General features: G+C 64.7%; 35 protein-coding genes. 10 read left to right on the top strand and 25 right to left on the bottom strand.

The annotated features are described in order from the left end of the window. The 24 genes from BMW75_RS21290 to BMW75_RS21170 form a co-directional block, all read right to left on the bottom strand. On the bottom strand, positions 1 to 456 hold the full coding sequence (locus tag BMW75_RS21290; RefSeq protein ID WP_092581749.1) for a GNAT family N-acetyltransferase: 456 nt from the start codon (positions 454 to 456) through the stop codon (positions 1 to 3). Positions 457 to 458: 2 nt separating this feature from the next. Beyond that, positions 459 to 1,004, bottom strand: a complete 546-nt coding sequence (locus BMW75_RS21285; RefSeq protein ID WP_254792091.1) for an aspartyl/asparaginyl beta-hydroxylase domain-containing protein — start codon at positions 1,002 to 1,004, stop codon at positions 459 to 461. Positions 1,005 to 1,045: 41 nt separating this feature from the next. Beyond that, positions 1,046 to 1,387 carry a hypothetical protein gene (locus BMW75_RS21280; RefSeq protein WP_092581747.1) on the bottom strand — a complete coding sequence of 114 codons (342 nt, stop codon included), beginning with the start codon at positions 1,385 to 1,387 and terminating at the stop codon, positions 1,046 to 1,048. A 2-nt stretch (positions 1,388 to 1,389) separates the two neighbouring features. After that, entirely contained in the window at positions 1,390 to 1,683 is a 294-nt protein-coding gene (locus BMW75_RS21275) for a hypothetical protein (protein ID WP_092581746.1), read from the bottom strand. Next, positions 1,680 to 2,111: a hypothetical protein gene (locus BMW75_RS21270; protein ID WP_092581745.1), complete on the bottom strand. Its 432-nt coding sequence runs from the start codon at positions 2,109 to 2,111 to the stop codon at positions 1,680 to 1,682. The genes BMW75_RS21275 and BMW75_RS21270 overlap by 4 nt, the downstream gene beginning before the upstream one ends. Further along, positions 2,111 to 3,541, bottom strand: coding sequence for a hypothetical protein (locus BMW75_RS21265; protein ID WP_092581744.1), 1,431 nt, complete (start codon positions 3,539 to 3,541; stop codon positions 2,111 to 2,113). The genes BMW75_RS21270 and BMW75_RS21265 overlap by 1 nt, the downstream gene beginning before the upstream one ends. Further along, positions 3,541 to 4,230, bottom strand: a complete 690-nt coding sequence (locus BMW75_RS21260; RefSeq protein WP_092581743.1) for a hypothetical protein — start codon at positions 4,228 to 4,230, stop codon at positions 3,541 to 3,543. Before BMW75_RS21260 ends, BMW75_RS21265 begins: the two co-directional genes overlap by 1 nt. Next, the gene (locus BMW75_RS21255) at positions 4,230 to 4,493 is read right to left on the bottom strand and encodes a hypothetical protein (protein WP_092581742.1); all 264 of its coding nucleotides are present in this window, start codon (positions 4,491 to 4,493) and stop codon (positions 4,230 to 4,232) included. The genes BMW75_RS21260 and BMW75_RS21255 overlap by 1 nt, the downstream gene beginning before the upstream one ends. A 45-nt stretch (positions 4,494 to 4,538) precedes the next feature. Beyond that, positions 4,539 to 5,753, bottom strand: coding sequence for a P22 phage major capsid protein family protein (locus tag BMW75_RS21250; RefSeq protein ID WP_092581741.1), 1,215 nt, complete (start codon positions 5,751 to 5,753; stop codon positions 4,539 to 4,541). Positions 5,754 to 5,770: 17 nt separating this feature from the next. Next, positions 5,771 to 6,562 (bottom strand): hypothetical protein, encoded by a 792-nt coding sequence (locus BMW75_RS29225; protein WP_139208573.1) that lies wholly within the window; start codon positions 6,560 to 6,562, stop codon positions 5,771 to 5,773. 56 nt (positions 6,563 to 6,618) lie between these two features. Beyond that, entirely contained in the window at positions 6,619 to 8,688 is a 2,070-nt protein-coding gene (locus tag BMW75_RS21235) for a portal protein (protein WP_092581738.1), read from the bottom strand. Further along, positions 8,688 to 8,924 carry a hypothetical protein gene (locus tag BMW75_RS21230; RefSeq protein WP_092581737.1) on the bottom strand — a complete coding sequence of 79 codons (237 nt, stop codon included), beginning with the start codon at positions 8,922 to 8,924 and terminating at the stop codon, positions 8,688 to 8,690. Before BMW75_RS21230 ends, BMW75_RS21235 begins: the two co-directional genes overlap by 1 nt. A gap of 12 nt (positions 8,925 to 8,936) precedes the next feature. Beyond that, positions 8,937 to 10,223, bottom strand: coding sequence for a PBSX family phage terminase large subunit (locus tag BMW75_RS21225; RefSeq protein ID WP_092581736.1), 1,287 nt, complete (start codon positions 10,221 to 10,223; stop codon positions 8,937 to 8,939). A 5-nt stretch (positions 10,224 to 10,228) separates the two neighbouring features. After that, a complete protein-coding gene (locus tag BMW75_RS21220) occupies positions 10,229 to 10,528 on the bottom strand; it encodes a hypothetical protein (RefSeq protein WP_092581855.1) in 300 nt (99 codons plus the stop codon). 134 nt (positions 10,529 to 10,662) lie between these two features. Then, positions 10,663 to 11,100 carry a hypothetical protein gene (locus BMW75_RS21215; protein WP_092581735.1) on the bottom strand — a complete coding sequence of 146 codons (438 nt, stop codon included), beginning with the start codon at positions 11,098 to 11,100 and terminating at the stop codon, positions 10,663 to 10,665. 9 nt (positions 11,101 to 11,109) lie between these two features. Beyond that, complete coding sequence (locus BMW75_RS21210; RefSeq protein WP_175493241.1) at positions 11,110 to 11,514, bottom strand: hypothetical protein; 405 nt, start codon at positions 11,512 to 11,514, stop codon at positions 11,110 to 11,112. Then, complete coding sequence (locus BMW75_RS21205; protein ID WP_092581733.1) at positions 11,511 to 11,897, bottom strand: hypothetical protein; 387 nt, start codon at positions 11,895 to 11,897, stop codon at positions 11,511 to 11,513. Before BMW75_RS21205 ends, BMW75_RS21210 begins: the two co-directional genes overlap by 4 nt. A gap of 77 nt (positions 11,898 to 11,974) precedes the next feature. Further along, positions 11,975 to 12,622 carry a RuvC family protein gene (locus BMW75_RS21200; RefSeq protein WP_092581732.1) on the bottom strand — a complete coding sequence of 216 codons (648 nt, stop codon included), beginning with the start codon at positions 12,620 to 12,622 and terminating at the stop codon, positions 11,975 to 11,977. After that, a complete protein-coding gene (locus BMW75_RS21195) occupies positions 12,619 to 13,560 on the bottom strand; it encodes an AAA family ATPase (RefSeq protein WP_092581731.1) in 942 nt (313 codons plus the stop codon). Before BMW75_RS21195 ends, BMW75_RS21200 begins: the two co-directional genes overlap by 4 nt. After that, positions 13,557 to 13,895 (bottom strand): hypothetical protein, encoded by a 339-nt coding sequence (locus tag BMW75_RS21190; RefSeq protein WP_254792090.1) that lies wholly within the window; start codon positions 13,893 to 13,895, stop codon positions 13,557 to 13,559. Before BMW75_RS21190 ends, BMW75_RS21195 begins: the two co-directional genes overlap by 4 nt. A gap of 29 nt (positions 13,896 to 13,924) precedes the next feature. Further along, a complete protein-coding gene (locus tag BMW75_RS21185; RefSeq protein ID WP_092581729.1) occupies positions 13,925 to 14,626 on the bottom strand; it encodes a hypothetical protein in 702 nt (233 codons plus the stop codon). Further along, positions 14,616 to 15,020, bottom strand: a complete 405-nt coding sequence (locus BMW75_RS21180; protein WP_092581854.1) for a nuclease domain-containing protein — start codon at positions 15,018 to 15,020, stop codon at positions 14,616 to 14,618. Before BMW75_RS21180 ends, BMW75_RS21185 begins: the two co-directional genes overlap by 11 nt. Before the next feature lie 44 nt (positions 15,021 to 15,064). Continuing rightward, positions 15,065 to 15,547: a recombination protein NinB gene (locus BMW75_RS21175; protein WP_254792089.1), complete on the bottom strand. Its 483-nt coding sequence runs from the start codon at positions 15,545 to 15,547 to the stop codon at positions 15,065 to 15,067. Next, complete coding sequence (locus BMW75_RS21170) at positions 15,525 to 15,842, bottom strand: CII family transcriptional regulator (protein WP_092581727.1); 318 nt, start codon at positions 15,840 to 15,842, stop codon at positions 15,525 to 15,527. The genes BMW75_RS21175 and BMW75_RS21170 overlap by 23 nt, the downstream gene beginning before the upstream one ends. Before the next feature lie 38 nt (positions 15,843 to 15,880). On the opposite strand from BMW75_RS21170, the gene BMW75_RS29535 reads away from it, so the two are divergent. Then, positions 15,881 to 16,045, top strand: coding sequence for a hypothetical protein (locus tag BMW75_RS29535; RefSeq protein WP_092581726.1), 165 nt, complete (start codon positions 15,881 to 15,883; stop codon positions 16,043 to 16,045). A 5-nt stretch (positions 16,046 to 16,050) separates the two neighbouring features. On the opposite strand, the gene BMW75_RS21160 is transcribed toward BMW75_RS29535, so the two are convergent. Beyond that, positions 16,051 to 16,329: a hypothetical protein gene (locus tag BMW75_RS21160; RefSeq protein ID WP_092581725.1), complete on the bottom strand. Its 279-nt coding sequence runs from the start codon at positions 16,327 to 16,329 to the stop codon at positions 16,051 to 16,053. A 77-nt stretch (positions 16,330 to 16,406) separates the two neighbouring features. On the opposite strand from BMW75_RS21160, the gene BMW75_RS29755 reads away from it, so the two are divergent. From BMW75_RS29755 to BMW75_RS21120, 9 genes are all read left to right on the top strand, one after another. Continuing rightward, on the top strand, positions 16,407 to 17,078 hold the full coding sequence (locus tag BMW75_RS29755; RefSeq protein WP_175493240.1) for a LexA family protein: 672 nt from the start codon (positions 16,407 to 16,409) through the stop codon (positions 17,076 to 17,078). A 23-nt stretch (positions 17,079 to 17,101) separates the two neighbouring features. Further along, positions 17,102 to 17,476 (top strand): hypothetical protein, encoded by a 375-nt coding sequence (locus BMW75_RS21150; protein ID WP_092581723.1) that lies wholly within the window; start codon positions 17,102 to 17,104, stop codon positions 17,474 to 17,476. A 166-nt stretch (positions 17,477 to 17,642) separates the two neighbouring features. Beyond that, the gene (locus BMW75_RS21145) at positions 17,643 to 17,822 is read left to right on the top strand and encodes a hypothetical protein (RefSeq protein ID WP_092581722.1); all 180 of its coding nucleotides are present in this window, start codon (positions 17,643 to 17,645) and stop codon (positions 17,820 to 17,822) included. 43 nt (positions 17,823 to 17,865) lie between these two features. After that, the gene (locus BMW75_RS21140) at positions 17,866 to 18,114 is read left to right on the top strand and encodes a hypothetical protein (protein ID WP_092581721.1); all 249 of its coding nucleotides are present in this window, start codon (positions 17,866 to 17,868) and stop codon (positions 18,112 to 18,114) included. A gap of 1 nt (position 18,115) precedes the next feature. Further along, positions 18,116 to 18,505 carry a hypothetical protein gene (locus tag BMW75_RS21135; RefSeq protein WP_092581720.1) on the top strand — a complete coding sequence of 130 codons (390 nt, stop codon included), beginning with the start codon at positions 18,116 to 18,118 and terminating at the stop codon, positions 18,503 to 18,505. Then, positions 18,502 to 18,816 (top strand): hypothetical protein, encoded by a 315-nt coding sequence (locus BMW75_RS21130; RefSeq protein ID WP_092581719.1) that lies wholly within the window; start codon positions 18,502 to 18,504, stop codon positions 18,814 to 18,816. The genes BMW75_RS21135 and BMW75_RS21130 overlap by 4 nt, the downstream gene beginning before the upstream one ends. Beyond that, a complete protein-coding gene (locus BMW75_RS29530) occupies positions 18,813 to 18,989 on the top strand; it encodes a hypothetical protein (protein ID WP_175493239.1) in 177 nt (58 codons plus the stop codon). Before BMW75_RS21130 ends, BMW75_RS29530 begins: the two co-directional genes overlap by 4 nt. Positions 18,990 to 18,991: 2 nt before the next feature. After that, positions 18,992 to 19,195, top strand: a complete 204-nt coding sequence (locus BMW75_RS21125) for a hypothetical protein (RefSeq protein WP_092581718.1) — start codon at positions 18,992 to 18,994, stop codon at positions 19,193 to 19,195. Continuing rightward, positions 19,192 to 20,054 (top strand): PD-(D/E)XK nuclease-like domain-containing protein (locus BMW75_RS21120; protein WP_092581717.1); only part of this gene is annotated, 863 nt, incomplete at its 3' end. The genes BMW75_RS21125 and BMW75_RS21120, both read left to right, overlap by 4 nt.

Genomic DNA, 20,054 nt, shown 5'->3' with positions numbered 1-20,054 from the left:
TCAGTCTCCCAACCACGCGCTGTACGTGGTCTCTACGTGTTCAAACCCCATCGCCTCGAACAGCCGGCCGATGTCCATGTGTGCTTTGGTGCCCACGAACCAGCGCTGCACGCCGCGCCGCTTCAGTTCTGCCTTGACCGCCTTGAGCAGGATCACGCCGCCGCGGCCACCGCGCTTGTCCTTGCGCAGGAACAGGATGTCCATGTGGCAGGTCAGGCAGGTTTGGTAGTGCAGCCCCGGCGCCACGAAGCCCACGAAGTACCCCACCAGTTCGCCGGCGTCGCGCAACGTCACGAAGATGACCTCGCCGCGCGCGTCCCGCTGCAGGTAGACGTGGTACTGGGGATCCAGCGGCACCTTGTCCTTGTTCAGGGCGAGTTCTTCCCAATGCAGCGGGAACAGCGGCTTGAGGTCTTCCAAACGCTCGGTCAGGTTCTCGACGTGCGCGGTCAGCATGGCTACCTCGCCGTCCGGATGTCCACGACCATGCTTACGCGGTCGTCGCGGCTGTTGTTGATCACCTCATGCACCTGCTTGTTGTCGAACCAGAAAACATCACCGGTGTTCATGTTGATCTCTTCGTCTCCGGCCTTCAGGACGGCGCCGGGCAGGCCATGCAGCACGATGTGGAATCGGGTGTAGTAGCGCGTCTGCTCGGGCGTGTCAGCGTGCGCGAAGATGCGCCCGCCCGCCGCCACCTTGTTGATCATCACGCGCCCCAGACGCTCGCCCTGCACTCGCGCCATCAGGTTCATGACCAGCGGCCGCGCTTCGTGCAGGACAGCGTAGGCCGGGTAGTCGACGGCTTCGTACTGGTCGTGCCCGGCCAGTTGATTCTGTTTGTAGGCCTCGATCTGCTCTTCCGTCAGCCCCTCCACCTTCTCGGGGAATCTGAGCATGATGGATTCGGTCTGTCCGAACGGACCTTGCGGGTAGTGGCGCAGGAACGTGTCTTCCTTCCACAGGTCCGGTCGGCGGCGGATGGCCAGCATAAGGGGGTTCACGTCGGCGCCATGGGCCAAGAAGTGAAAGTGCTTCATGTGGATCAGGATCCCGAGGTTTCGTAAGCGCCACCGGCGATGGTGACGGAGGTCGCAGCGCTCGCCAGCGCCTGCAGGGTCATGCCCGCTTCCAGTTGCAGGCCAATCGCCTGCGGCGGAACGTAGGTCGAGCCGACCGGCAAGCTGAAGGCGGACAGGATCATGTTGCTGGCCGACGCCGTGCCGCCGCTCGGCACACGGTGCAGGGTCGCTGTCACAACTGCGGCGCTGGTGTTGGTCAGCGACAGGTTGTTGATCGTCGCCTTGGTGCCGGTGGGCGCGGTGTAGTAGGGAGCGGCCGACGTGGTCAGTTGGGCCGCCGGGATGGCTACAGGGATTCGTTGCATGGTTACCTCGGGAGGTTCCAGATGGTGGGAGTGGTCAGGTAGGCAATGCGCACTTGGTCGCCAGGGTTCAGCTCGATGAGCTGGCCGCCAGTCACGAGGCCAAGGGCTAGCAGCAGCTGGCCGCGCACGTAACTGATCGTGCTGACCGTGCCGCCGGTGATGTGCAGCGCCTCGCGGCGGCGGGCGGTGTAGGTCATCGGCGACGCCGTGACCGCGATCTGGTACGGATTCGCGCCCGGGCCTGGCTCGGGAGGTACCGGGCACATGACCATTTCAGAACTGACGGTGCCGTTCATGCAGACCTCCCCATGGTCATTTCCGACGCAAGGGGGCTGTCTTGCACGCGCGGCGCCTTGGTGATCTGGTCGGAAACCTGGTCGGACGCCTGCATGCTGGCAAGCGCCATCTGCACCTCGACCGCCACCGCGTGGCTGACCATTTCTTGCAACTGGGCGCCGCTGACGAGCATCAGCGGTTCGACGCCGAGCGCCGCGTCCCCGCCAGCGTCAGCGCCCAGCGGCGGCAGGATGTCGGAATCGGGCGTGATGATGTCGACGTCGCCGCCCGTACCTCCGACGCGCACTGTCAACTGGCGCAGCAACGCCATGAACTCGCGCGTCGGATAGCCGAAAACCTCGGGCCCATTCGGCAACTGGAAGCGGATCAGCGGCGTGCGCGGGTTGGGCAGGTTGATCTGCGTGGTTTGCTGGATCGGGCCGGCCATCACGCAGTCCCCTTCGCGACGTCGGCATATGCACCCAGCACGATGCGCTTGACCGGGTCGGTGATGCTGATTTCGAAGACGCGATTGCGCCCGCGGCCCAGTCGGTTCCACTTGGCGCGCGCGCCGTAAGCGCCGATGCGGCCCATCGAAGCCTCGCGGCGGTTGCTCCAGGTGTGGCCACCGTCATCGGAATACCGCAGCATCATCTTGGGGTCTTCGCCCTGGCCGGTCGGCAGGCCCACGCCCGCCTCAACGTCGACCTGCAGGGAGCCGAAGAACAGGAACGCCTGCTCGTCGGCCAGCGCCGGCGCCGCGCGCAGCGACATGATCGCGGCGCCGTCATCGGTGAACGTGTTCAGGTCCAGGGCGTACAGGATGCCGTTTTCCCAGTCGCCCACAATGTTCTGCCCGTTGAATGCGGCGTGGCAGTTGGCGCGGTGCCGGTGCAGCTGGCCCGTGCTGGAATCCAGCCATGCCCGTTCTGCCCATGTGCCCGTCGCCGCGTCAAAGTGCCAAGTCGCATCGGCGGACGGGAAGGTCAGCACGTAGAAGGTGTGGCCGTCCTGCTGATAGGTGAAGGCCCGGGCGTCGTCGATGCGCGGGTAGCTCTGCATCGCGAATTCCAGGCCGTGGTCGGACATGCGCGAAGGGTTGTAGTTGGCCGCCTTCCAGACGATGCCCTGCCCGTTCTCGTCCTGGCCCAGCCACACGACCGAGTTATCGAAGCGCTTGGCGCTGGCGGGCGCCACACACCCCACCTCGATGAAAGCCGTACCGCTGGCCTCCAGAGGGAACGAGGCATTGCCGGTATTCTCGTAGATCTGAATCGTGGTCTCGCCCAGCACCCACAACTGCCGATGGTCGGTCAGGTGCGTGACGATGTTGTCGGGCGCGCCCTCCGCGCTCGTGAAGTCGGTACCGTCCCACTCGCGGCCATTGCCCAGCGAGCTGATGGAAAATTGCTCGGTGTTCGGCGTCTCGGCCACGAAATAGCTGTCGATGTAGGACACCGTGCGCGCACCGGCCGGGAATTCCGCGTCGGTGATGCGGCCGAACGTGGCGTCAGGCTGGTCCCAGATGTAGCCCGAGACGCCGTCAACCAGCATCAGCTGGCTGTTGTTCGCCTGGATCGACACATTTCCGGTGCTTGTGTCCAGCGTGCCGCGCTCGGTGGCGACCCAGGCCTTGGTGATGGAGTACAGCTTGTTGCCGCCGACCACCCACAGCTCGCCCTTGAACACCTCGGCCGCGCGCACCTCGCAGGGCGCGTTCGGCAGCACGAGCTTGCGCACCAGGCCGGGCGTGCCGATCAGCGCCGCGCGTGCGCGACCATCCGGGCCGCCCGACTCCAGGTAGAAGTTAACGCAGCGCTGCGCGTTGATGTTCAAGCTGCGGGCGCGATAGGCCGGGCCGACGAAGGGGATTTGCATCAGTCGGCGTCCCTGAATTCGCGGAATCGCTGGCCGGTCAGCGCCGGGTCGAACACAGCAGATACCGGTTCGATGTTGTTCCGTCGCACGGCGGCAACTGCGTTCGTCGTCAGCTCCGTCAGGCCGGCAGGAATGGGCCGCTGAAACTCCCCGCAGAGGTCCAACGCCAGCGACAGCACCAGCGCGCGGCCATACCCCGGCGGCAAGATGATTTCGTCCGAGGGGTGATCGATCGGCAGGAACTGCGAGGCGACGATGAGGTGAAGCTGATAGGCCGAATCCGGAATCGGCCAGAGGTCGAACCGGCCATTCGGCATCGCTGCGTCATAGCGCAGGAAGTCCGGGCGCCCCTGCGTCGTCTTGTAGGCAACGGAGTTGAACTGGTCGTCGCCCACGATGTTGATGCCGCGGTCCAGCTGATCCAGACGAGAGAAGGCACTTTCGATCCGTAGCGGACGGTCGGCCACGATGTCGCCGGTGGGACCGATGGAATAGCTGGCCGACCCATTCATCGGGTGTACCAGCTCGATGCGCCGGTATACCCCGAGGGAATCCAGCGTGAACTGCTCGATGATGCCGTTGAAAACTGCCAGCGCATCCTGCGTTTCGTCAGCGGTGGGGCTTTCGCCCGGCGCCAACACCCCAATGCGCCGCATGGCCCGCTGGATCAGATCGAGCGCGTGCGCCATTACTGATCCTCGGCCGCCTGGATGGCGTCTTTCAACTTCTGGACTCCCCAGGTGCCTTTTGCGTCGATGCCAAGTTCCTTCGCCTTGGCGAGCAGCTCGGCCCGCTCGTCCTTGGCATCCGGTTCGGACGCTTCAGCCGCCTGGATGGCGTCTTGGCCGTAATCGTGCCACCCCTCGGCGCGCTTCTCGGCTTCCGCTTCGGCGCCGAGGACGGTCGTGAATTCTTCGCCCCGATACAGGGCTTTGGGGTATTCCTGGAACATGAGTTCTCCTCAAGAGATAGGCCGGGCCGAAGCCCGGCCCGCGCCTTACTCGGTGATGCGGCTGGCGTGGATGCCGCGAACGACTGCGAACCCGTACAGCACGTCAATACGGGTCGCTTCCTTGTCGTTCGTGAAATCGCCGCCGGTCATCACCCGGACGCTGAAGCCGTTCGGCAGACGGGCCGTGTAGCCTTCGCAGCCCGGCAGCACGTCCAGCGGCACCATCGCGGTGGTGAAGGCGTCACGGTGGAACATCAGGTTCTGCCGGTAGGCGGTGCTGGCGCTGCCAACGAACGTCAGGGCGGCGCTGTTGGCGGGCAGCGCCGAAACCGTCTTGTTGGGCATCGCGGCCTTCAACGCCGGGTAGATGCTGATGGTTCCCGTGGTACCGGACGCCGTGAAGTTCTCGGTCACCACGAACTGCTGCAGGTGGGCATACGGCAGCCCGGTCAGCGGATGCGTGGCGTAAACGCCGGCGATGGTGAACACCGAACCCTTGGTGATGGTGTCGGCGGCGGTCAGCCCGCCCACGACCAGCGACGTGCCCGACTGGCTGGCACCCGAGACCGTCACGCCGGCGACCTTGGAGCCGTTGGTGTGAATGGGGCAGCTTTGATGCTCGTAGAAGTCCGCGCCCTGGGCCTCGCCGATAGAGCCGCGCAGGAAGCCGCGGTCAATCTCCTTCTTGGCGTGGAACAGCGCCTTGGACGAATCCACCAGTTCCAGGTTGGCGTCGGAGCTGAAGACCACGCTGCGGTCGCTGGCCGGTGCCAGGTAGTGCTGCAGCTTGCTGCGGGCCTGGCCGTACGTCTTCATCTGCGTCGGCACGCTGCCGGGCGTCCCCACCAGGCTCGGCACGCCGGCATAGGCGCGCTGGAGCAGGTCGGCCTCGACCACCGACGAGAGCGTCTGAATCGCCGGGCGCAGGTAGCGCTCCTTGAACTCGCTCAAATCCAGCTTCTTCTGGGCGGCGCCGAACTGGATACCCGTGTGCTTCTGGGTGTCCACGGTCAGATTGACCTCGCGTTCGCCGAAGTCGTCGGGCGTGCCGCCTTCGGCGAACACCGCGCCGTTGTAGACGGTGGGCACGGGCGGGATCTTGATGCGAACGGTGTCGCCCTTCTTGAAGCCCTGGGTGATGGCGCCGAATTCTTCCTGGCGGCCCTTGTTGATGTTGGCGATGAACGGCGCTTCCTCCAGAAACATCTTGGCGGACTCGCGGGCGAGCATCTGGTGGGTCAGAACATTGGTGGTGGCCATGGTGGCTTACCTCTCGGTTAGGATTTGCGTTGCGATGCCCACCACTCGGCGTCCGTCATCGCGTCGGGGTCCTTGGTAAATTGGCCCGAGGCGGAACGGTTCGGCTGAATGGGAGGCGGGGCTTTCGTGACAGCGGGCGCCGGAGCGCTCGCGGGCTTCTGTTCTTTCGGCGTGGACTTCAACTGCAACTCGATGACTGCCAGGCGGCGCACCTGCTGCCGAGGCGAAAGCTCGGCGATCTCGGCGGCCACATCGGGGTTTGCCCCCAGGTGGTAGATCAGGGCTGCGGGGTCATCCACATCCAGAATTGCTTCCATCAGAGGTTCGGGGCGACCGTCCTTGCTGAACAACGTGGCCTCATTCCCCAGTTCCTTCAGCTTTTCGCCAAAGTCCGGGTACTGCTCATCGCCCAGCCGCGCGACCTCATTGCATTTGGCGTTGAAACGCTCCGCTGCCACGATCTCTCGCGCTTGTCGTTCAACGTCTTGAGGTCCCAACTGACGGGGCGAATCCTGGCCATGCTGGTCTTGAGGCTGCTGAGCGCGATAGCGCTGCAACTCTTCCTCAAGCTGGCGTGCTCGAGCCTCTCCCTCGTACCGCGCCTTGGTGAGACGGTCGACACGACGCCGCAGCGCCTTGGCTTCCTTCTCAGCCGGGGTAAGTTCCTTGGGCTTTTCCTGGCCCTGATCGTCTTTCTCCTGCTGCTGGCCTTCCTGGCCTTCGCGCTGGCTCTCGTCGGTCTGGGGTGAATCGCCTTCCGGGGCTTCTGCGGTGCTGGGGATTTGCTCTTGCTGGTCTTGCTCGCTCATTGCTCGATCCTTGACGGGTCACATCCGGGAAGGCGGCGCCGGAAGTCGCCGAAACGCTATTGCTGAAATTGCTGGGGGCCAGATGCGACAACGCCCGCATCGGGCGGGCGCTGAGTGATCTGGACAGGGGGCTGGCTTGGCGGCCTGCCGGTCTGGTAGGCGGAAGCCTCCAGGATGGGCGGCGGCTGCATTCGCTCCAGGAGCAGCTGCACCAGGCCCTTGATCTCTTCGACGTCCTGCCGGCTCTGGGCGTTGATCTGCGCGACCTCGACACGGCTGGCTGCGTCGATCCTCGCCTTCGCAAGCCCGGACTGGGCGTCTTGCAGCTCCTGCGTGGCCTGCTCGAGCGCCTGCTGAAGCTGCTGGAGCTGCTGGGCGACCTGCGCCGGGACTTCCTGCTGCGATTCTTCCTCGCCGCCAATGATCTGAGGCGGGATGCGGCGCTTGATGCGCTCCGAGATCTCCTCGGCGCCAGGCCAGTCCAGGTTCTTCACAACCAGATCGCCGGCGGTATCCATGAGGGGCGGCCACGCTTGGGCCAGGTTCGACATGCCCTCGGCTGCCTCTTGGCGTTGCGTGGTGTAGCTGGGGCCGGCCGAAATCGTGACGTCGTACTTGCCGACCATCAGATTGTTCAGGACCTGAACGATGGCGCCCTGTTCATCCCTGACTGGCTGATTGATCTCGACAGACGACATAGACTCGTCTTCACCGCGGATTTTGACCACGCGCGCGGTGTCGTAGATGCGCGGGATCATGTCGACAATGCAGCGCCCCGCATGACGCACGGCGCGATTCAGGTTGTCGGTGAAGTGGAAGTTGGAGACGTCGCCCTCACGCTGGCGAGCCAGAATTGCGCGCCCGCTCGTTTCATTGCCGCGCGCGCCCAGGCTGGCGTCGTGGATGCCCGTAGTGGCCTTCAGGTCGTCAACGGCATGCATGGCCATCTGAAGCACGCCGACCGGCACATCTGCCATTGCCTGGCGCTGCGGCGGCGGCGCCATGACACCGCCCAGGGTGACGGGCTTGTACTGGATGTACGGGTAGGTCTTGGCGTTGGCGGTGGCCCATTTGGCCTTGTCGACCTCGAACTGGCCTTCGGCGCCGATGTACGGGGTCTTCGGACGCAGTGCCACCTCTTCGGTCGCGCTCGTCATCCAGAAGTTATACATCTGGCACGGGTCCTTGGCGTCCCGCACCAAGCCCTTGCGCGTCACCTTCCCTTCAACGTCCAGCTCTTCCCCGTACACCGGAAAGACCGGGATCCACTTGCAGGGGATTTCCGCCTCTTCCAGCACGTCGCAGGCGGTGATTTTCGCCCACCGGATCGTCCGGCGCGTGGTGGTGCGTTGGGCAACGATCGTGATGCCATTGGCTGCCGCGACCGCTTCGTCCAGATCGTCCTTGTAGCCGGTGGACCCGTCCGAGAGCATGACCAGAACGGCCTTCTTCTCGTCGACCCAGTAGTATTCCGCGACCGTTACCTTGCCTTCGGGCATCCAGTGATTCGCGCTGTCGCCCATCGCCTGAATGGTGACGCCGTCTGTTGCCTTGGCGTCCGGGTACTGCCGCTTGAACTCATCCCGCGACATGGTGTCGTTGATGAACGCGAAGCGCATATCGGAGCCGTCCGGGCTTTGGCTGTACGGGTCGATATAGACGTTGAGCGGGTTGCGCTCGCGCTTGAAGCGGATGACCTGGTTGAACGAATCCGGCGACTCGTATTCGGTCAGCAGTCGGAAGATCCCGCGGCCGCACGCGGCAGCGCTGTTGACGGCCGTGTCATATGCCACATCGGCGTCGCTGCTGTACTCGATGTGGCGAATCACCCCCTGCATGACCTCGGCGGTCTCAACGTCCGCACCGGAGCCGACCGGGTGGACCTTGATCCCTGGCGTGTTCTGCCGCTGGTCGTTCGTCACCTGCCGCAGGAACGCAGGCAGCCGGTTGAATGTCATGCACGGGCGCCCGTCGATCTGGCGCTGGCGCGCCGCTTCCGCCGGCCACTGCTCGCCCGCGAGGAAGCGCAGATCATCCACAGCCTTCGCACGATCCGTGTAATCGGCGTCAATGCACAGAGACATGCGCTCGCGCGCCGTCTCCAGCAGTTCGTTGTGGTCAGCCATCAGGGCGTCGGCGTCGTGTTGGCTGCGATGGTTTCGAGGATCGCCGTCTGCGCTTGCAGTTCGGCCAGGATGCCGCGCAGCAGCGAGTTGTCGGTGGCGCCCTCGGCGGCCGGGTCGGTCGCGACGTCATTGCCGGCCGGCGGCGCATCCGTCGAAACCAGGGGGGTGAAATATTCCAGGCCGTCCACAACTTCACGGATGGCCTTGTTCTTTGTGCCAGGAACCACGTCGACCATTGGTCTCTCCTTTCAGCCCATCCAGCCGCCGCCGACGTGAACATCCTCACGTGGAGCTTCGGTCTGGATGGAGTTGGACAGGTCGTCAGCGACCTGCGCCAGATAGCGGTATGCGTCAGCCCCGTGGCTGTGCGTGTCGTGAACCGGCGCGCCTGCGGCGCCCGTCTGCCGGTTGATGTGCCGGCGGTAGCGCCGCAGGTGTTCCAGCAACGTGCGGACGCCGGCGCTCTGGGTGTTGAACCAGACGCGCGGGAACAACTGACGCGCGCGCCGAATGCCGGCCTCGACTTCGCCACCGTCCACTCGCATCGGCGCGCGGTTGAACGCGGTCAGGACGTCAGCGTCGGAGCGGCCAGTCTGATGGCGGCGCGCCCATCCGTCGTGCGGCAGGTAGTCGTTGCCCCAGTTCCAGCTGGGGCGCTGTGCCAAGCTGTCCTGGTCCTGGCTGGTCAGGTAGCTCTCGATGGTGCGCCGTTCGTCTTCCAGGTAGTCCACGATGCGGATCTCGGAAGCGGCGCGCTGCACCATGATGATCGCCATGGAGTCGTTGAAGCCCAGATCCCAAACCGTGTGAACCTTCAGCATCGGGTCATACGGCACTCGCGCCAGACGTCCTTGCGCCTCGCAGGCGGCGATTTCATTGGCGTAGATCGCACCTTCGACCGCCGGCCTGCACTTCCCTTCCCAGATGTGCTGGTATTCGGCCTCGGGCATCGTCGCCTGGGCGTGCTGGCGCTCCTGCTCAAGCACAGAGGGGAACCACGGGTTGTCCGGCCAGTTGATTTCGACACTGATCGCATCGGGCGGCGGCTCAATGACCGCCATCACGTAAATCGGGTCGGTGTCCAGCTCCGGGTTGAACGATGCCCAGATTTCCGATCCCTCACGACGAATTGTCGGGACCAGGATCTTCAAGCTGCGCGACGTGATGGTCTGCGCCTCTTCGATCCAGACGAAATCCACGCCCTCGAAAGACTTGATGCTGTCGGCGGTCAGGTCCGACAGGCCGGCGAAGAGAAAGCGCGTGCCGTTCTTGCCGCGGATCTCATGTTCCAGGGGCTCGTAGAACGACTCCAGGCCCATGGCCACGATCTGATCGCGCAACAGCTGGTGCACGGATTGCTTGATCGACTTCTGGACCTCACGCGTGCACAGGATGCGCAGCGGCCGCGATGCGCCCATGACGAGCAAAGCCCGAGCGATGCTCCAGGATTTCGCCGAGCCGCGACCGCCGCGGACGAACTTGTACCGGCTGGGCTGGAACAGGCAACGCAGCTTCTGGGGAAACTCGACGTTCATCGCGGCTACTTGAACGTGACCGTGATGGAATGACCGACCGGGCCGCCGCCGTCGCCGGTGACCTGCAGGGGAAGCACGCGGCCCAAGAGCGACAGAAACGCCTTCGGGTTCTCTTCGGCCTGGGTGACCAAGTAGTCCGCGCCGCCTTTCCGGTCCAGCGCCTCCAGGATCATTTCCCGAAGCTGCTTGTTTTCCTTGTTCGGCGAGCCAGGCGGCCGGCCTTTTCCAGCATTGCCCCTATTCGGCCCTTTTTTAGGCGCAACTTTCCCGCCGGCGGCCGAAGGCTTCGCGGAGGCGGGTTTCATCGTCATGGCTCGAATGAAAAGCCGCTGGCCCGGGACCAACCAGGCGCAGCGGCGGAAACGAAAAAGCCCCGGCGCATTGGCCAGGGCTTCATGGGGGCACTTGTGGAGACTCGGAGGCGATAGTACAGCCGGTTTCAGCGTGGTGCAAGGGGATCGGCCATCAGCCCCCGGCGGATGAACATCGGCACCAGCAGTTCCTTGGCCTCCTGATACGCCTCGCGCAACTGCTCGGGCGACAGGCGCGGGTTGCGCAGCAGGCGGTTGCCGGCGTGCCGGTTGGCCGCGTGGATGTCGACGGCGGCGCGCATCTGCCACGTTGGCAGGCTGTCGATGCAGACGTCGACCTGCCGCGCCTGGCTGGTGGCGATGCGCAGCTCGCGCTCGTCCAGCGTTTCATCGGTGCGGCCGCGCGTGGGCTTGGCGTCCTTGAACATCGGCGAGGCGTTCGAATGCCCCAGATGCGGACGGCAGGCCAGCGTGTAGCGGTACCAGGTCATGATGAGTTCTTCGGCGGCGTCGGCCTGGGCGTACAGGAAGGGATCGACGGCGCGGGCGGCGGTAGCATGGTTCATTCTGGTCTCCTAGACCCATTCCGGGTGATCGTGGCCTTTCGGCGGGCCGCTCGCGCGTTCTGCTTGGCGCATCAGCCAGCGGTATTCAACGCACAGGCGGCGGTGCTTCTCGGCGGCCCACGCCCAACAGTTGGAGCGATCTTCCACCCGCGCCAATGTCCCCCAGCACCACCTGGCGAATATCACCTCGGGCTGCGGCTCCGTTTCCGGAAAGGGGCGGATGCGCCGATAGCTTTTGATCCAAGGCCCCATGTTCGGTCCTGGCACGGGATCGAGTCCACGCAGACGGTCCAGAAACACCCGTTCTTCCTCCTGACGCTTGACGATGTCCAACGCGACATCGGCAGCCATCACAGGCGGCGTGAAAATCCCGTGCCACATTTCCCCAAGAGCGTTCGCAATGGATCCCATCACTCCCCTCCCCGCCGGCCGCCAGCCAGCGAAGGCGTCTTCGGCTGCGCTTCCAGCGCGCGGCTGCCGTTCAGGCGCAGGCCAACAGACTGCAGGCTGAGCGCCGGGCGCTGCAGGGCGTTGATGGTGCGCGGCTCGGCGACGAAGACCGGGATATCCAGGCCGTCCAGCGCCTTGGGCTTCTGCGGCCGGCTCCGGGCTCGCTCGCGCTTCGGCTTGGGCAACTCCACGAGGGCCTCGGCCCGGCCGTAATGCTCCAGGCCGGCCTTGATCGTGGCTTCCAGCCAACGGTTGAACGCCTGGCGCGGCGTCGGGCCGGTGTTCATGACGTCGGCGGACTGGCAGCGCCATACGCCGCCGATGAGCTTGATGTGGGGTTTGTTCATGGATGTCTCCTTGCGCCAGACGTGCGCCGGGTAATCTCCGCAGTCACTGCGGCGAATAGGGGTCGTAATCTCCGCACTCACGCTTTGCGCTCCTGGTCGACGGCCCAATGCAGGATGGCCAGGGCGTCAGCATCGTTGTCGGTGTCCGGCTTGAGGCCCCGGACGGTGGCCTGGGCCTTCATGGCGTCCTTGTCGGCGTTGCCGTTGCCCGTCCAGAACTTCTTGATCGTCTTCACGCCCACCGGCTGCAGCGTGGCGCGGTGGCTGTCGGCGACCATCTGCACGATGCACAGGAACGCGCCGTAGGCATGCGCGGCGTCCGTGCCCATGTGGCGCTTGACGTCCTCGTAGGCGATCACCGTCACCTGGTGGCGCACGATCAGGTCCGTCAGGAAGGACCGCGCGCGCAGCCAGCGCTGGCCCGGCGTCCAGCTCTTGCGCGGCGTGAAGGCTTCCGTGCCGTGCCAGACAGCGCCATCGCGGGCGCGCACCGCCCAGCCCAGTCTCGTGCCCAGGTCCAGCGCCAGGATGGTGACGTTCACGCCCGGCATGGGCGCCACCGTAGATCCAGCATTGCCGCGGCGTGGCGAGGCATCGGGGCCTGTTTGGGCGCCATCCCGCGCCCAGGGGTCAGCGACCTGCGCGCGCGCGAAGCTGTCCGACGTCTGCAGGGCCGCCAGCGTTCCCGCCATCGGGTCGTAGGCTTCGGTTTGGGGTTGGGTCATGCGAGGGCTCCGATCATGTCCAGGGGTTGGCGGCGTTTGTCGCTGGTGAACTGCAGGCTTTCGGCGTGGCGCCAGAGGTTGATCCGTCCTTCCCACTCGCCGTGGCGGTTCTTGTCGCAGATGAGCAGCGCGTCGGGCTGGTCCTGGGTGTCTGCCGATACCTCGCCGTCCTTGCGCAGCTCGGCTTCGGCAATGCGCTCCTTGCGCTTGTTGCGCCAGACGGTGAGCATCTGATCCACCTGGTCGACGATGGCGCCGGAGCCCTTGGCGGCGAACTTGCCGGGCACCTGGTCCTCGTCGGCCTGCTTCTTGGCGTGGTGGACGAGGTGGATGTGGATGCCCAGGTCGCGCGCCAGCGAGCAGAGCATGTCCACGAAATCCTTCTGGCCGTTGTGGTCGTCCTCGCCGCGGACGCACTTCATCAGGCTGTCGATGACCATGTGGCGCACCTTCTTGCGGTCGGCGCAGTAGCGCGCCACGGCGTACAGCATCGGTGGGGTTACCGTCCCCTGCTGGTCGTACAGCCAAAGGCGATCGCGCGACCAGTCGATGAGGCGATCGACGGCCTGCACACTCGGGCGGGCATTCATCGCGGTCTGGCGCAGCATGCGCTTCAGGGTCGCCTGCGGCTTCATTTCGAACGAGGCGATGCACACGCGCTCGCCCTGGGTGGCAAAGCCGATGCAGGCCTGGCCTAGCAACTCGGACTTTCCGTGGCCGTTGATGCCCTGCCACAGCGTCACCTCGCCGGGGCGGAAGCGCAGCAAGTCGTGCGTCTTCGACCAGGGCAACTTTGCGCCCGTTAGCTGGTCGCCATGCTCCACCGAGCGCACCAGGTCGTCGCGCCAAGCTTCGGCGGCCAGCACCTTGGCCTGCGGCTCGGTTTCCTCCATGTACGCCCGGAAGTCGAAATCGTTGGGGGTGAGAATCTGGCTCATGCTGGGTATTCCTCGGTTTCTTGCGCCGGGTGCCAGACGATCAGACCCCACGGGCCGGAGGCGATGACCTTGGCCGGGGAGCACTCGGACACCTGGCGCATCAGTTGCAGGGCGCGCCGGCGGTTCGGCGCGAGGATGTGGACGGTCAGGCCGACGACGACCCGCAGGTCCAGCAGCGCGGCGTTCTCGCCGTCGTGGATGTGGATCTCGGGCAGGCCAACCCACCGCCCGTTCGTCATTCGGCCGATCTGCGCATCGGGGTGCGTGAAACTGCCGTACTCGACGCCTTCCTGCACGCAGGACACCCAGACGTCGCCAGGTTGGAAACCGGCCATGCGAGCATCGAACAGGGATTGATGGCCGATCACACTGCCCCCGTCCACGGCTGGTCATTGCCGAAGGCGCCTTGCGCCGGCGCGTCGTTCGTCTTCGGGGCGTAGAACGTGTCCCAGGCGTGCAGGATCGACTGGTCCAGCATCGTCGCCACGTCGTGGCCAGCACCGCGCAGGGTGTCCAGCTTGGTCACGGCCAGCTTGCGGGCCGCGTCGGTCATGGGCTTCTTTTTCCGGCGCCGCATTTCCTCGAACTGCTTCCAGGGTTCAGCAGGAACCCAGTCCGGCAACGCCCAAGCCTCAGCCCCCGCAGGGGGATTAAGGGGGTTCTTTTCTTCTTCTCTATTCTTCTCTTCTCTAGTCCGCTTTTTGTCCGCTTGATTAGCGGACGAATTTCGGTCGTTTCGCTTCCTGTCTGCGTCCTGTGCGCGCTTCTTCGCCGATTGGCCGTTATGCTCTTCGAACCTCGGCATCCATAGGGACGAGCCGTCAAATTCGAGCCAGCCGACCGAAATCATGGCGTGTGCAAAACCGGGGAATCCAATCGTCTCGTCCAACACTTCGGGGCTGTAACCTTCAAGCTGGCCGTTGACGGAATGGACATCGAAAAGACTCCACGCGGACAAAAGTCCACCAACAACGCGCAATCTGTCCGCTTTGCAAGCGGACGCCATGCGGACAACTTTTGGATGCGTCGGGAGGTCGACGCGCATCTTGATCCAGTCAGCAGCCATGGGCGGCTCCTTCGTTCATCTTGCCGGCGCGCACGGGCAGCCAGCGGTTGTATGCCCATTCCCAGGTCGCGCGCTTCTGGTCGTCGGTCAGGCTGAAGCCCTGATCCAGACACTGGTGGCAGCGAAAGCAGCCGGGAACGGTGAAGATGTCCTTGGCCTTCATGCCCATGCCCTTGCCGTAGGCAGACCAGTTGGCATGGCACGGAACGACGGTTTCCAGTTCGCCGCGGCACACGCCGGGGATCAGGAGGAAACACGGCTCGCCGCGGCATGCGGCCAGGTACTTGGGTTCATGGCCGGCGCGCTTCTTCGGTGCGCGGCGCTTGAATGTGGTGCGCTGCAGGCCGGTGGTGGCCTTGAGCGGGGTCTTGCGGGTCAGAGGCGCGGTTCTCATGAGAGAACTGTTGCGCAGGCCGCCGGCCGAAATCTCGGCTTTTTTCATGGTCGGGCCTCACGCGTACGGAATTCGACGCCGAGCTCGGCGCCAGCGGCCTCTATCTGCGTCAGATACTGGGCCATGCCCTTTACCGTAAGGCCCGTGGTGCTGCCCACCAGCACGCGATCGCCGCGCGGGGTGATCTGCCACTTCACATAGCCTTCCAGACACAGGTCAGGGTCGAACTGCTCGGGCAGGAATTCGCGCTTGAAATGCTCGTGCCAGGCCTCGGCGGTGAAGCGCTTGCCGTTCACCCAGGCCTGCTCTGCGATGTCATTCAGAGGACCTGCCCACATGAGCGCGTTCTGGCTCATGCGGCGCGGCTTGGCGCGCTCGCGGATCACGACTTCCAGCGGGTTCTCGTCGTCCAGCGGCAGGTTGTCCAGCTTCGTCTGCACGGCAGCAAGCTGGCTGGCTCCGCGCAGCAGATAGGTCTGGGGATTCAGCAGGCGCTGGCGCATGTCAGACTCGCTCGTCTGATTCAATCTCGGCCTGCAGGTACTTGTAGGCCATGCGCTTGAGCGCTTGCAGGTCGTCGCGGCTCACGACAACGGCATCCGCCGGCGCGACTTGTAGCCCGACAGCCGCCAGCAGCTGGCAGGCGCGCTCCAGATGCTCTGCCTTGAAGCGGCTGAGCGTGCTGGCATCCATGCCCATGCAAGACGCTGCACGGTCCTGCGTCGTCACCGCAAGGCGCTGCAAAACCTCGGCTAAATATCTTGCGCCGGTCTTGCGGGTGCTTTCTTGTCTGTCACCAGATACTGGCTGGGTGGTGCTCATCGAGTACTTCCTTATGAACAAAGAGCGAGGGTTGAGTTGTGACCGAAACCGAAAAACTGCTGCAGACCGCGCAAGACATCGCCCGCCGGACCTTTGTGGATCCGAGCGAGAAAGCGGTGCTGGACATCTTTGATGAACTGCGCGCCGAACGTGACCGCACGGCGTGGGCGACCGATGGGCGTGAATACGCCACGGTGCATTGATGGGGTCATGCCGCCGACCTGCCTTCTGTCGACAGCTCTGGCCAATACCGCGCGAAGTCGTGCGGGCGCAGGTCTTGCCGCCGGCACTTCCCTTCCGTGATCAGCTCGATATCGGCGCCGATCAGGCCCGCGACCTTGTAGCCGTAGGCGATCTGTCGCAGATAGCCCACCGACGTGCCGCGGGCGGCACAACGGGCCTCAGCTTCCGCTTTGGGGGTATCCCGGAGCCACTGCAACAGTGCCTCGACGGGGACTCGGGAGGGGGTTTCGTTTTCTGTGCGCATGACGTGACTTTACCATTTGGTAATGGTAAGTCAATACCTTTTGGTGATTTATCTTTCGGTAATAGACAATGCCGCGCATGAACAACGCCGCAGACAAAGAGGTCGAGAACCGACGCCGCCAGCTGAGGAAGTGGATCGACAGCCACTTCCCGAACATGGCCGCGTTCGTTGCCCGACATGGCCTGAACCAGGGCGAAATTTCTGGGTTGCTGAAGACCAAGTCTTTTGGCAGCCGGAAGGCGCGCAACCTCGAGGAAGCGGTCGGCATGCCACTCCGGTACCTCGAGCAGACGGACGAAGGCAGTCCGCTGGGCGCCGGCGTGAGCGGAGACAACATCAGCGCAGGACCAGAAATAAGGGGGTTGGTACCAGTGATTTCGTGGGTGCAGGCAGGCGCATGGGCTGAAATATGCGACAACTTCCAGCCCGCGGACGCCGACGAGTGGCTACCGTGTCCCGTCGCGCATGGCCCCAACACCTTCGCCTTGAAGGTCCAAGGCGTCAGCATGGAAAAGAAGTTTCAGGACGGCGACATCATCTTCGTGGACCCCTCGCGCGAGGCTTACAGCGGCAAGCACGTGGTGGTCCGTCTGGATGATGAAGAACGCGCGACGTTCAAGCAGCTCATCATCGAGGATGGCGAAATGTTCTTGCGCCCACTCAATCCGGACTGGCCCGAAAAGGTGATTCGCGTGAACGGCCGCGCTACGATATGCGGTGTGGTGATCGGCAAATTCGTGCCGGTCTAGTCGCCTTCCTGGAGGCTGCATAGATGAAGCGTTCCCTGCTCGCCGCATCGCTGCTTTGCACGGTTTCCTTTGCTGGCCAGGCTCAGATAATCGGGCACGGCGTAGGGGTGCATGACTCCTGCGGTTCGTTCCTTTCTGCGTTCAAAAAAGCGGGCCCTGATCGGGCCATCCGCCTCGGTAATGGCGAGACCTACCCGACAATGACCAACCACTACATGGCATGGGTGCAAGGGTTCGTCACAGCAACCAATATGACGAGGCCCGACAATGGGCAAATCGATACCGACCGCGAGGGCCTGGCCGGCTGGATCAAGAACTACTGCGAGAAGCACCCGGAGCAGACCCTGAACATGGCCACCATCGCGCTCGTCCGGGCGCTCCCAATCGGCTTCCAATAGAGACGCCCAGTACACCCAACCGCCTCCGGGCGGTTTTTTTGTGCCCGTTACAAATTAAATTACCATTTGGTATTGATCGCACAATTACCATTTGGTAATCTTCTCCCATCGCATCACCAAACGGTAATGCATCACTCACAACCCGTGAGCAACCTGGGAGACGGAAATGACGAAGCAAGGCCTGATCGACAACGCGCAGCACATCGCCGGCATGGCGATCGGTCGCGTCCTTCGCGCGCTCGGCCTGCGCTACTCGAAAGAGCACCGCGGCAGCCGCTGGTTCAGCACCGTCGCTGCGAATCTCGCCGCTGATGGCGTGAAGCAATCCTTCCTCCCCTACCGCTGATCCTTCCCCACCCCGCCCCGGGTGCCGGGGCAAGGAGACCACCATGAGCAGCATGATCAAACAGGCGGCTATCGACGCCACTACGGACCGCGAAACCGCCGAGACGATGCACCAGTACGGCGGCAGCTTCGTGAAGATGCTGGCGCAAGCCTGGCTCGTTGCGGATCCGATGAATCAGGCCCGAGTGAAAGAGGCTTTCCGCCCCGAATTCGACCGTTACCGCGCTGATGCCGCCGCGCTGAAGCATTACCGGTCGATGGCCCACGACGCTGAGCTGGCTTCGAGGAACTGACATGGCCAACCTCGCCTACCCCACCGAGTGCGGCACGGCCGCGATCATTCCGCCGCTGACGGAGACGCAGCGCCGCACGGCTGCCCTGCGGGAAATGGACGCCGACGTGCACCGCGTGCTGATTCAGGACCTGATGGTCGTTCGTCAGCACGAGGCCGACCAGCGCGCTGCCGAGGCGCTGTATGCGGCGACCGAGGCCCGGCCGGCTGCCGAGCTGGCGTTTGCGATGGCGGTTGCGTCTTCCGTGCGCGGCGACGATCTCGCCGTCGTGGGCGCGCACTTCCGCCAGTGGGCGCTGCTGGCCCAGGGCCATCTGGTTTCGGATCTGGTCGACCTGTGCGACGACGGCCAGCGCGTGACGTTTGCCCGCCGCGGCTGGAGCAAGGCATGACGACGAAACACACGCCTGGGAACTGGACCGCCGGTAAGACGGGCGGCACCGTGGTGTCCGACCAACCGTTGCCCAACTACACCCTCAACGGCGGCCACGACCATGTCGATTACTACGGCGGCCACTTGATCGCCGAGAGCATCTGGCGCGCAGAGGACGCCCGCCTCATCGCCGCCGCGCCCGAGCTTCTGTCCGCCCTGGAACAGATGCTGGACGCCTTCGTCGACGACCCGCTGACGCACCAGTACACGTCGGGCCGCGCTGCGGATGCCGCGCGCGATGCCATCGCCAAAGCCCGAGGTGCCCAATGATCCGCCGCCTCCTGCGCGACCGCGACGCCCGCCTGTCCGCATTCACCGTGGCCGCCGTGCTGACCGCCCTGCTCTTCGGCTACGGCGACCGCCAGCAGCGCGACGAGCAAGCCCAATCCACCCTCACCGCCTGCGATGGCTGCGGCAAGACCGTGGTCGTCGCGAAGGAATGAACATGAGCCGCATCCCCCACGGTGGCCCAGGCGAGATTCCGCCCGTAGACGAGCTGGTGCCGGCCGACCGCTTCGAGAACACGATTCGCGCGTTCGGCGTCGTCGCCGCGTGCGAATGGTTCGGCCACGCGGCCGACAGTGAATTCACCGCCGACACCATCCGCGAGCTGCGGTTGCGGTCGGGCATCCCGGAGTCCGAAGCATGAACGCCATCACCGAAGCCGTGAGCCTGATCGACGCGCCGTGCACGATCGACGGCCAGGACATCGAGGCCTATCACCGCGGCCCGGGCATCAGCAAGACGGGCCTGGATCACGTTGCGCGCTCGCCGGCGACGTTCTATGCGCTGCACCTGGATCCGGGCCGGCCGCCCGAGAAGGAGCGCGCCGGCCAGTTGGAAGGCCAACTCGCGCACTGCGCCATCCTGGAGCCGGCCGAGTTCGACAAGCGCTACGCCGTGCTGCCCGCTGACGCGCCCGACCGGCCCACCGAAGCCATGCTCAACGCGAAGAACCCCAGCGAGAGCAGCATTGCGCGCCAGAAGTGGTGGGCCGAATGGAATCAGAAGAGCCAGGGCCGAATCATCATCACGCACGAGCAGCGCGAGACGGCGTTGCGCCAGGCCGAAAGCGTGCGCCGGCTGCCGGACGTGGCCGAGGCGCTGGCCGCAGGCCGCCCCGAGGTGTCCGCCTACTGGATCGACCCCGATACCGGCGTGTTGTGCCGCTGCCGTCCTGATTGGGTGCATCCGGCCGGCGACAACGGCGTGATCCTGCTGGACGTCAAGACCTACAGCGACGCAAGCCCGGCCGAGTTCGCCCGCCAGATCGCCCGCAAGCGCTACCACGTGCAGGACGCGTTCTACAGCGACGGCTTCGCGCGCGCCAGCGGCTTGGACGTGCTGGCGTTCGTGTTCGTGGCGGTCGAGACGGAATGGCCCTATGCGGCCAGCGCCGTGATGCTGGACGCCGCCAGCAAGCACCAGGGCGCGCAGCAGGTCCGCCGCGACCTCACCACCTACGCCGCCTGCCTCGCCTCCAACGAATGGCCGGGACACGGCACCGG

This window comes from Achromobacter sp. NFACC18-2 (genome assembly GCF_900108985.1).
Lineage (GTDB): Bacteria > Pseudomonadota > Gammaproteobacteria > Burkholderiales > Burkholderiaceae_B > Achromobacter.
The sequence above is the reverse complement of the archived record's forward strand: the minus strand, read 5'-3'. Positions and strand labels throughout refer to the sequence as shown.

Coding starts and splice junctions, on each gene's coding strand:
- BMW75_RS21215 (WP_092581735.1), bottom strand. CDS start 11,100: ATGAACCATGCTACCGCCGCCCGCGCCGTCGATCCCTTCCTGTACGCC.
- BMW75_RS21275 (WP_092581746.1), bottom strand. CDS start 1,683: ATGAACGGCACCGTCAGTTCTGAAATGGTCATGTGCCCGGTACCTCCC.
- BMW75_RS21195 (WP_092581731.1), bottom strand. CDS start 13,560: ATGAGCCAGATTCTCACCCCCAACGATTTCGACTTCCGGGCGTACATG.
- BMW75_RS21225 (WP_092581736.1), bottom strand. CDS start 10,223: ATGAACGTCGAGTTTCCCCAGAAGCTGCGTTGCCTGTTCCAGCCCAGC.
- BMW75_RS21145 (WP_092581722.1), top strand. CDS start 17,643: ATGACGAAGCAAGGCCTGATCGACAACGCGCAGCACATCGCCGGCATG.
- BMW75_RS21265 (WP_092581744.1), bottom strand. CDS start 3,541: ATGCAAATCCCCTTCGTCGGCCCGGCCTATCGCGCCCGCAGCTTGAAC.
- BMW75_RS21180 (WP_092581854.1), bottom strand. CDS start 15,020: ATGAGAACCGCGCCTCTGACCCGCAAGACCCCGCTCAAGGCCACCACC.
- BMW75_RS21250 (WP_092581741.1), bottom strand. CDS start 5,753: ATGGCCACCACCAATGTTCTGACCCACCAGATGCTCGCCCGCGAGTCC.
- BMW75_RS29225 (WP_139208573.1), bottom strand. CDS start 6,562: ATGAGCGAGCAAGACCAGCAAGAGCAAATCCCCAGCACCGCAGAAGCC.
- BMW75_RS21135 (WP_092581720.1), top strand. CDS start 18,116: ATGGCCAACCTCGCCTACCCCACCGAGTGCGGCACGGCCGCGATCATT.
- BMW75_RS21235 (WP_092581738.1), bottom strand. CDS start 8,688: ATGGCTGACCACAACGAACTGCTGGAGACGGCGCGCGAGCGCATGTCT.
- BMW75_RS21185 (WP_092581729.1), bottom strand. CDS start 14,626: ATGGCTGCTGACTGGATCAAGATGCGCGTCGACCTCCCGACGCATCCA.
- BMW75_RS21290 (WP_092581749.1), bottom strand. CDS start 456: ATGCTGACCGCGCACGTCGAGAACCTGACCGAGCGTTTGGAAGACCTC.
- BMW75_RS21125 (WP_092581718.1), top strand. CDS start 18,992: ATGAGCCGCATCCCCCACGGTGGCCCAGGCGAGATTCCGCCCGTAGAC.
- BMW75_RS21140 (WP_092581721.1), top strand. CDS start 17,866: ATGAGCAGCATGATCAAACAGGCGGCTATCGACGCCACTACGGACCGC.
- BMW75_RS21200 (WP_092581732.1), bottom strand. CDS start 12,622: ATGACCCAACCCCAAACCGAAGCCTACGACCCGATGGCGGGAACGCTG.
- BMW75_RS21150 (WP_092581723.1), top strand. CDS start 17,102: ATGAAGCGTTCCCTGCTCGCCGCATCGCTGCTTTGCACGGTTTCCTTT.
- BMW75_RS21130 (WP_092581719.1), top strand. CDS start 18,502: ATGACGACGAAACACACGCCTGGGAACTGGACCGCCGGTAAGACGGGC.
- BMW75_RS21205 (WP_092581733.1), bottom strand. CDS start 11,897: ATGAACAAACCCCACATCAAGCTCATCGGCGGCGTATGGCGCTGCCAG.
- BMW75_RS21160 (WP_092581725.1), bottom strand. CDS start 16,329: ATGCGCACAGAAAACGAAACCCCCTCCCGAGTCCCCGTCGAGGCACTG.
- BMW75_RS21260 (WP_092581743.1), bottom strand. CDS start 4,230: ATGGCGCACGCGCTCGATCTGATCCAGCGGGCCATGCGGCGCATTGGG.
- BMW75_RS29530 (WP_175493239.1), top strand. CDS start 18,813: ATGATCCGCCGCCTCCTGCGCGACCGCGACGCCCGCCTGTCCGCATTC.
- BMW75_RS21170 (WP_092581727.1), bottom strand. CDS start 15,842: ATGAGCACCACCCAGCCAGTATCTGGTGACAGACAAGAAAGCACCCGC.
- BMW75_RS21190 (WP_254792090.1), bottom strand. CDS start 13,895: ATGGCCGGTTTCCAACCTGGCGACGTCTGGGTGTCCTGCGTGCAGGAA.
- BMW75_RS21220 (WP_092581855.1), bottom strand. CDS start 10,528: ATGAAACCCGCCTCCGCGAAGCCTTCGGCCGCCGGCGGGAAAGTTGCG.
- BMW75_RS21270 (WP_092581745.1), bottom strand. CDS start 2,111: ATGGCCGGCCCGATCCAGCAAACCACGCAGATCAACCTGCCCAACCCG.
- BMW75_RS21230 (WP_092581737.1), bottom strand. CDS start 8,924: ATGGTCGACGTGGTTCCTGGCACAAAGAACAAGGCCATCCGTGAAGTT.
- BMW75_RS21255 (WP_092581742.1), bottom strand. CDS start 4,493: ATGTTCCAGGAATACCCCAAAGCCCTGTATCGGGGCGAAGAATTCACG.
- BMW75_RS21280 (WP_092581747.1), bottom strand. CDS start 1,387: ATGCAACGAATCCCTGTAGCCATCCCGGCGGCCCAACTGACCACGTCG.
- BMW75_RS29755 (WP_175493240.1), top strand. CDS start 16,407: ATGAACAACGCCGCAGACAAAGAGGTCGAGAACCGACGCCGCCAGCTG.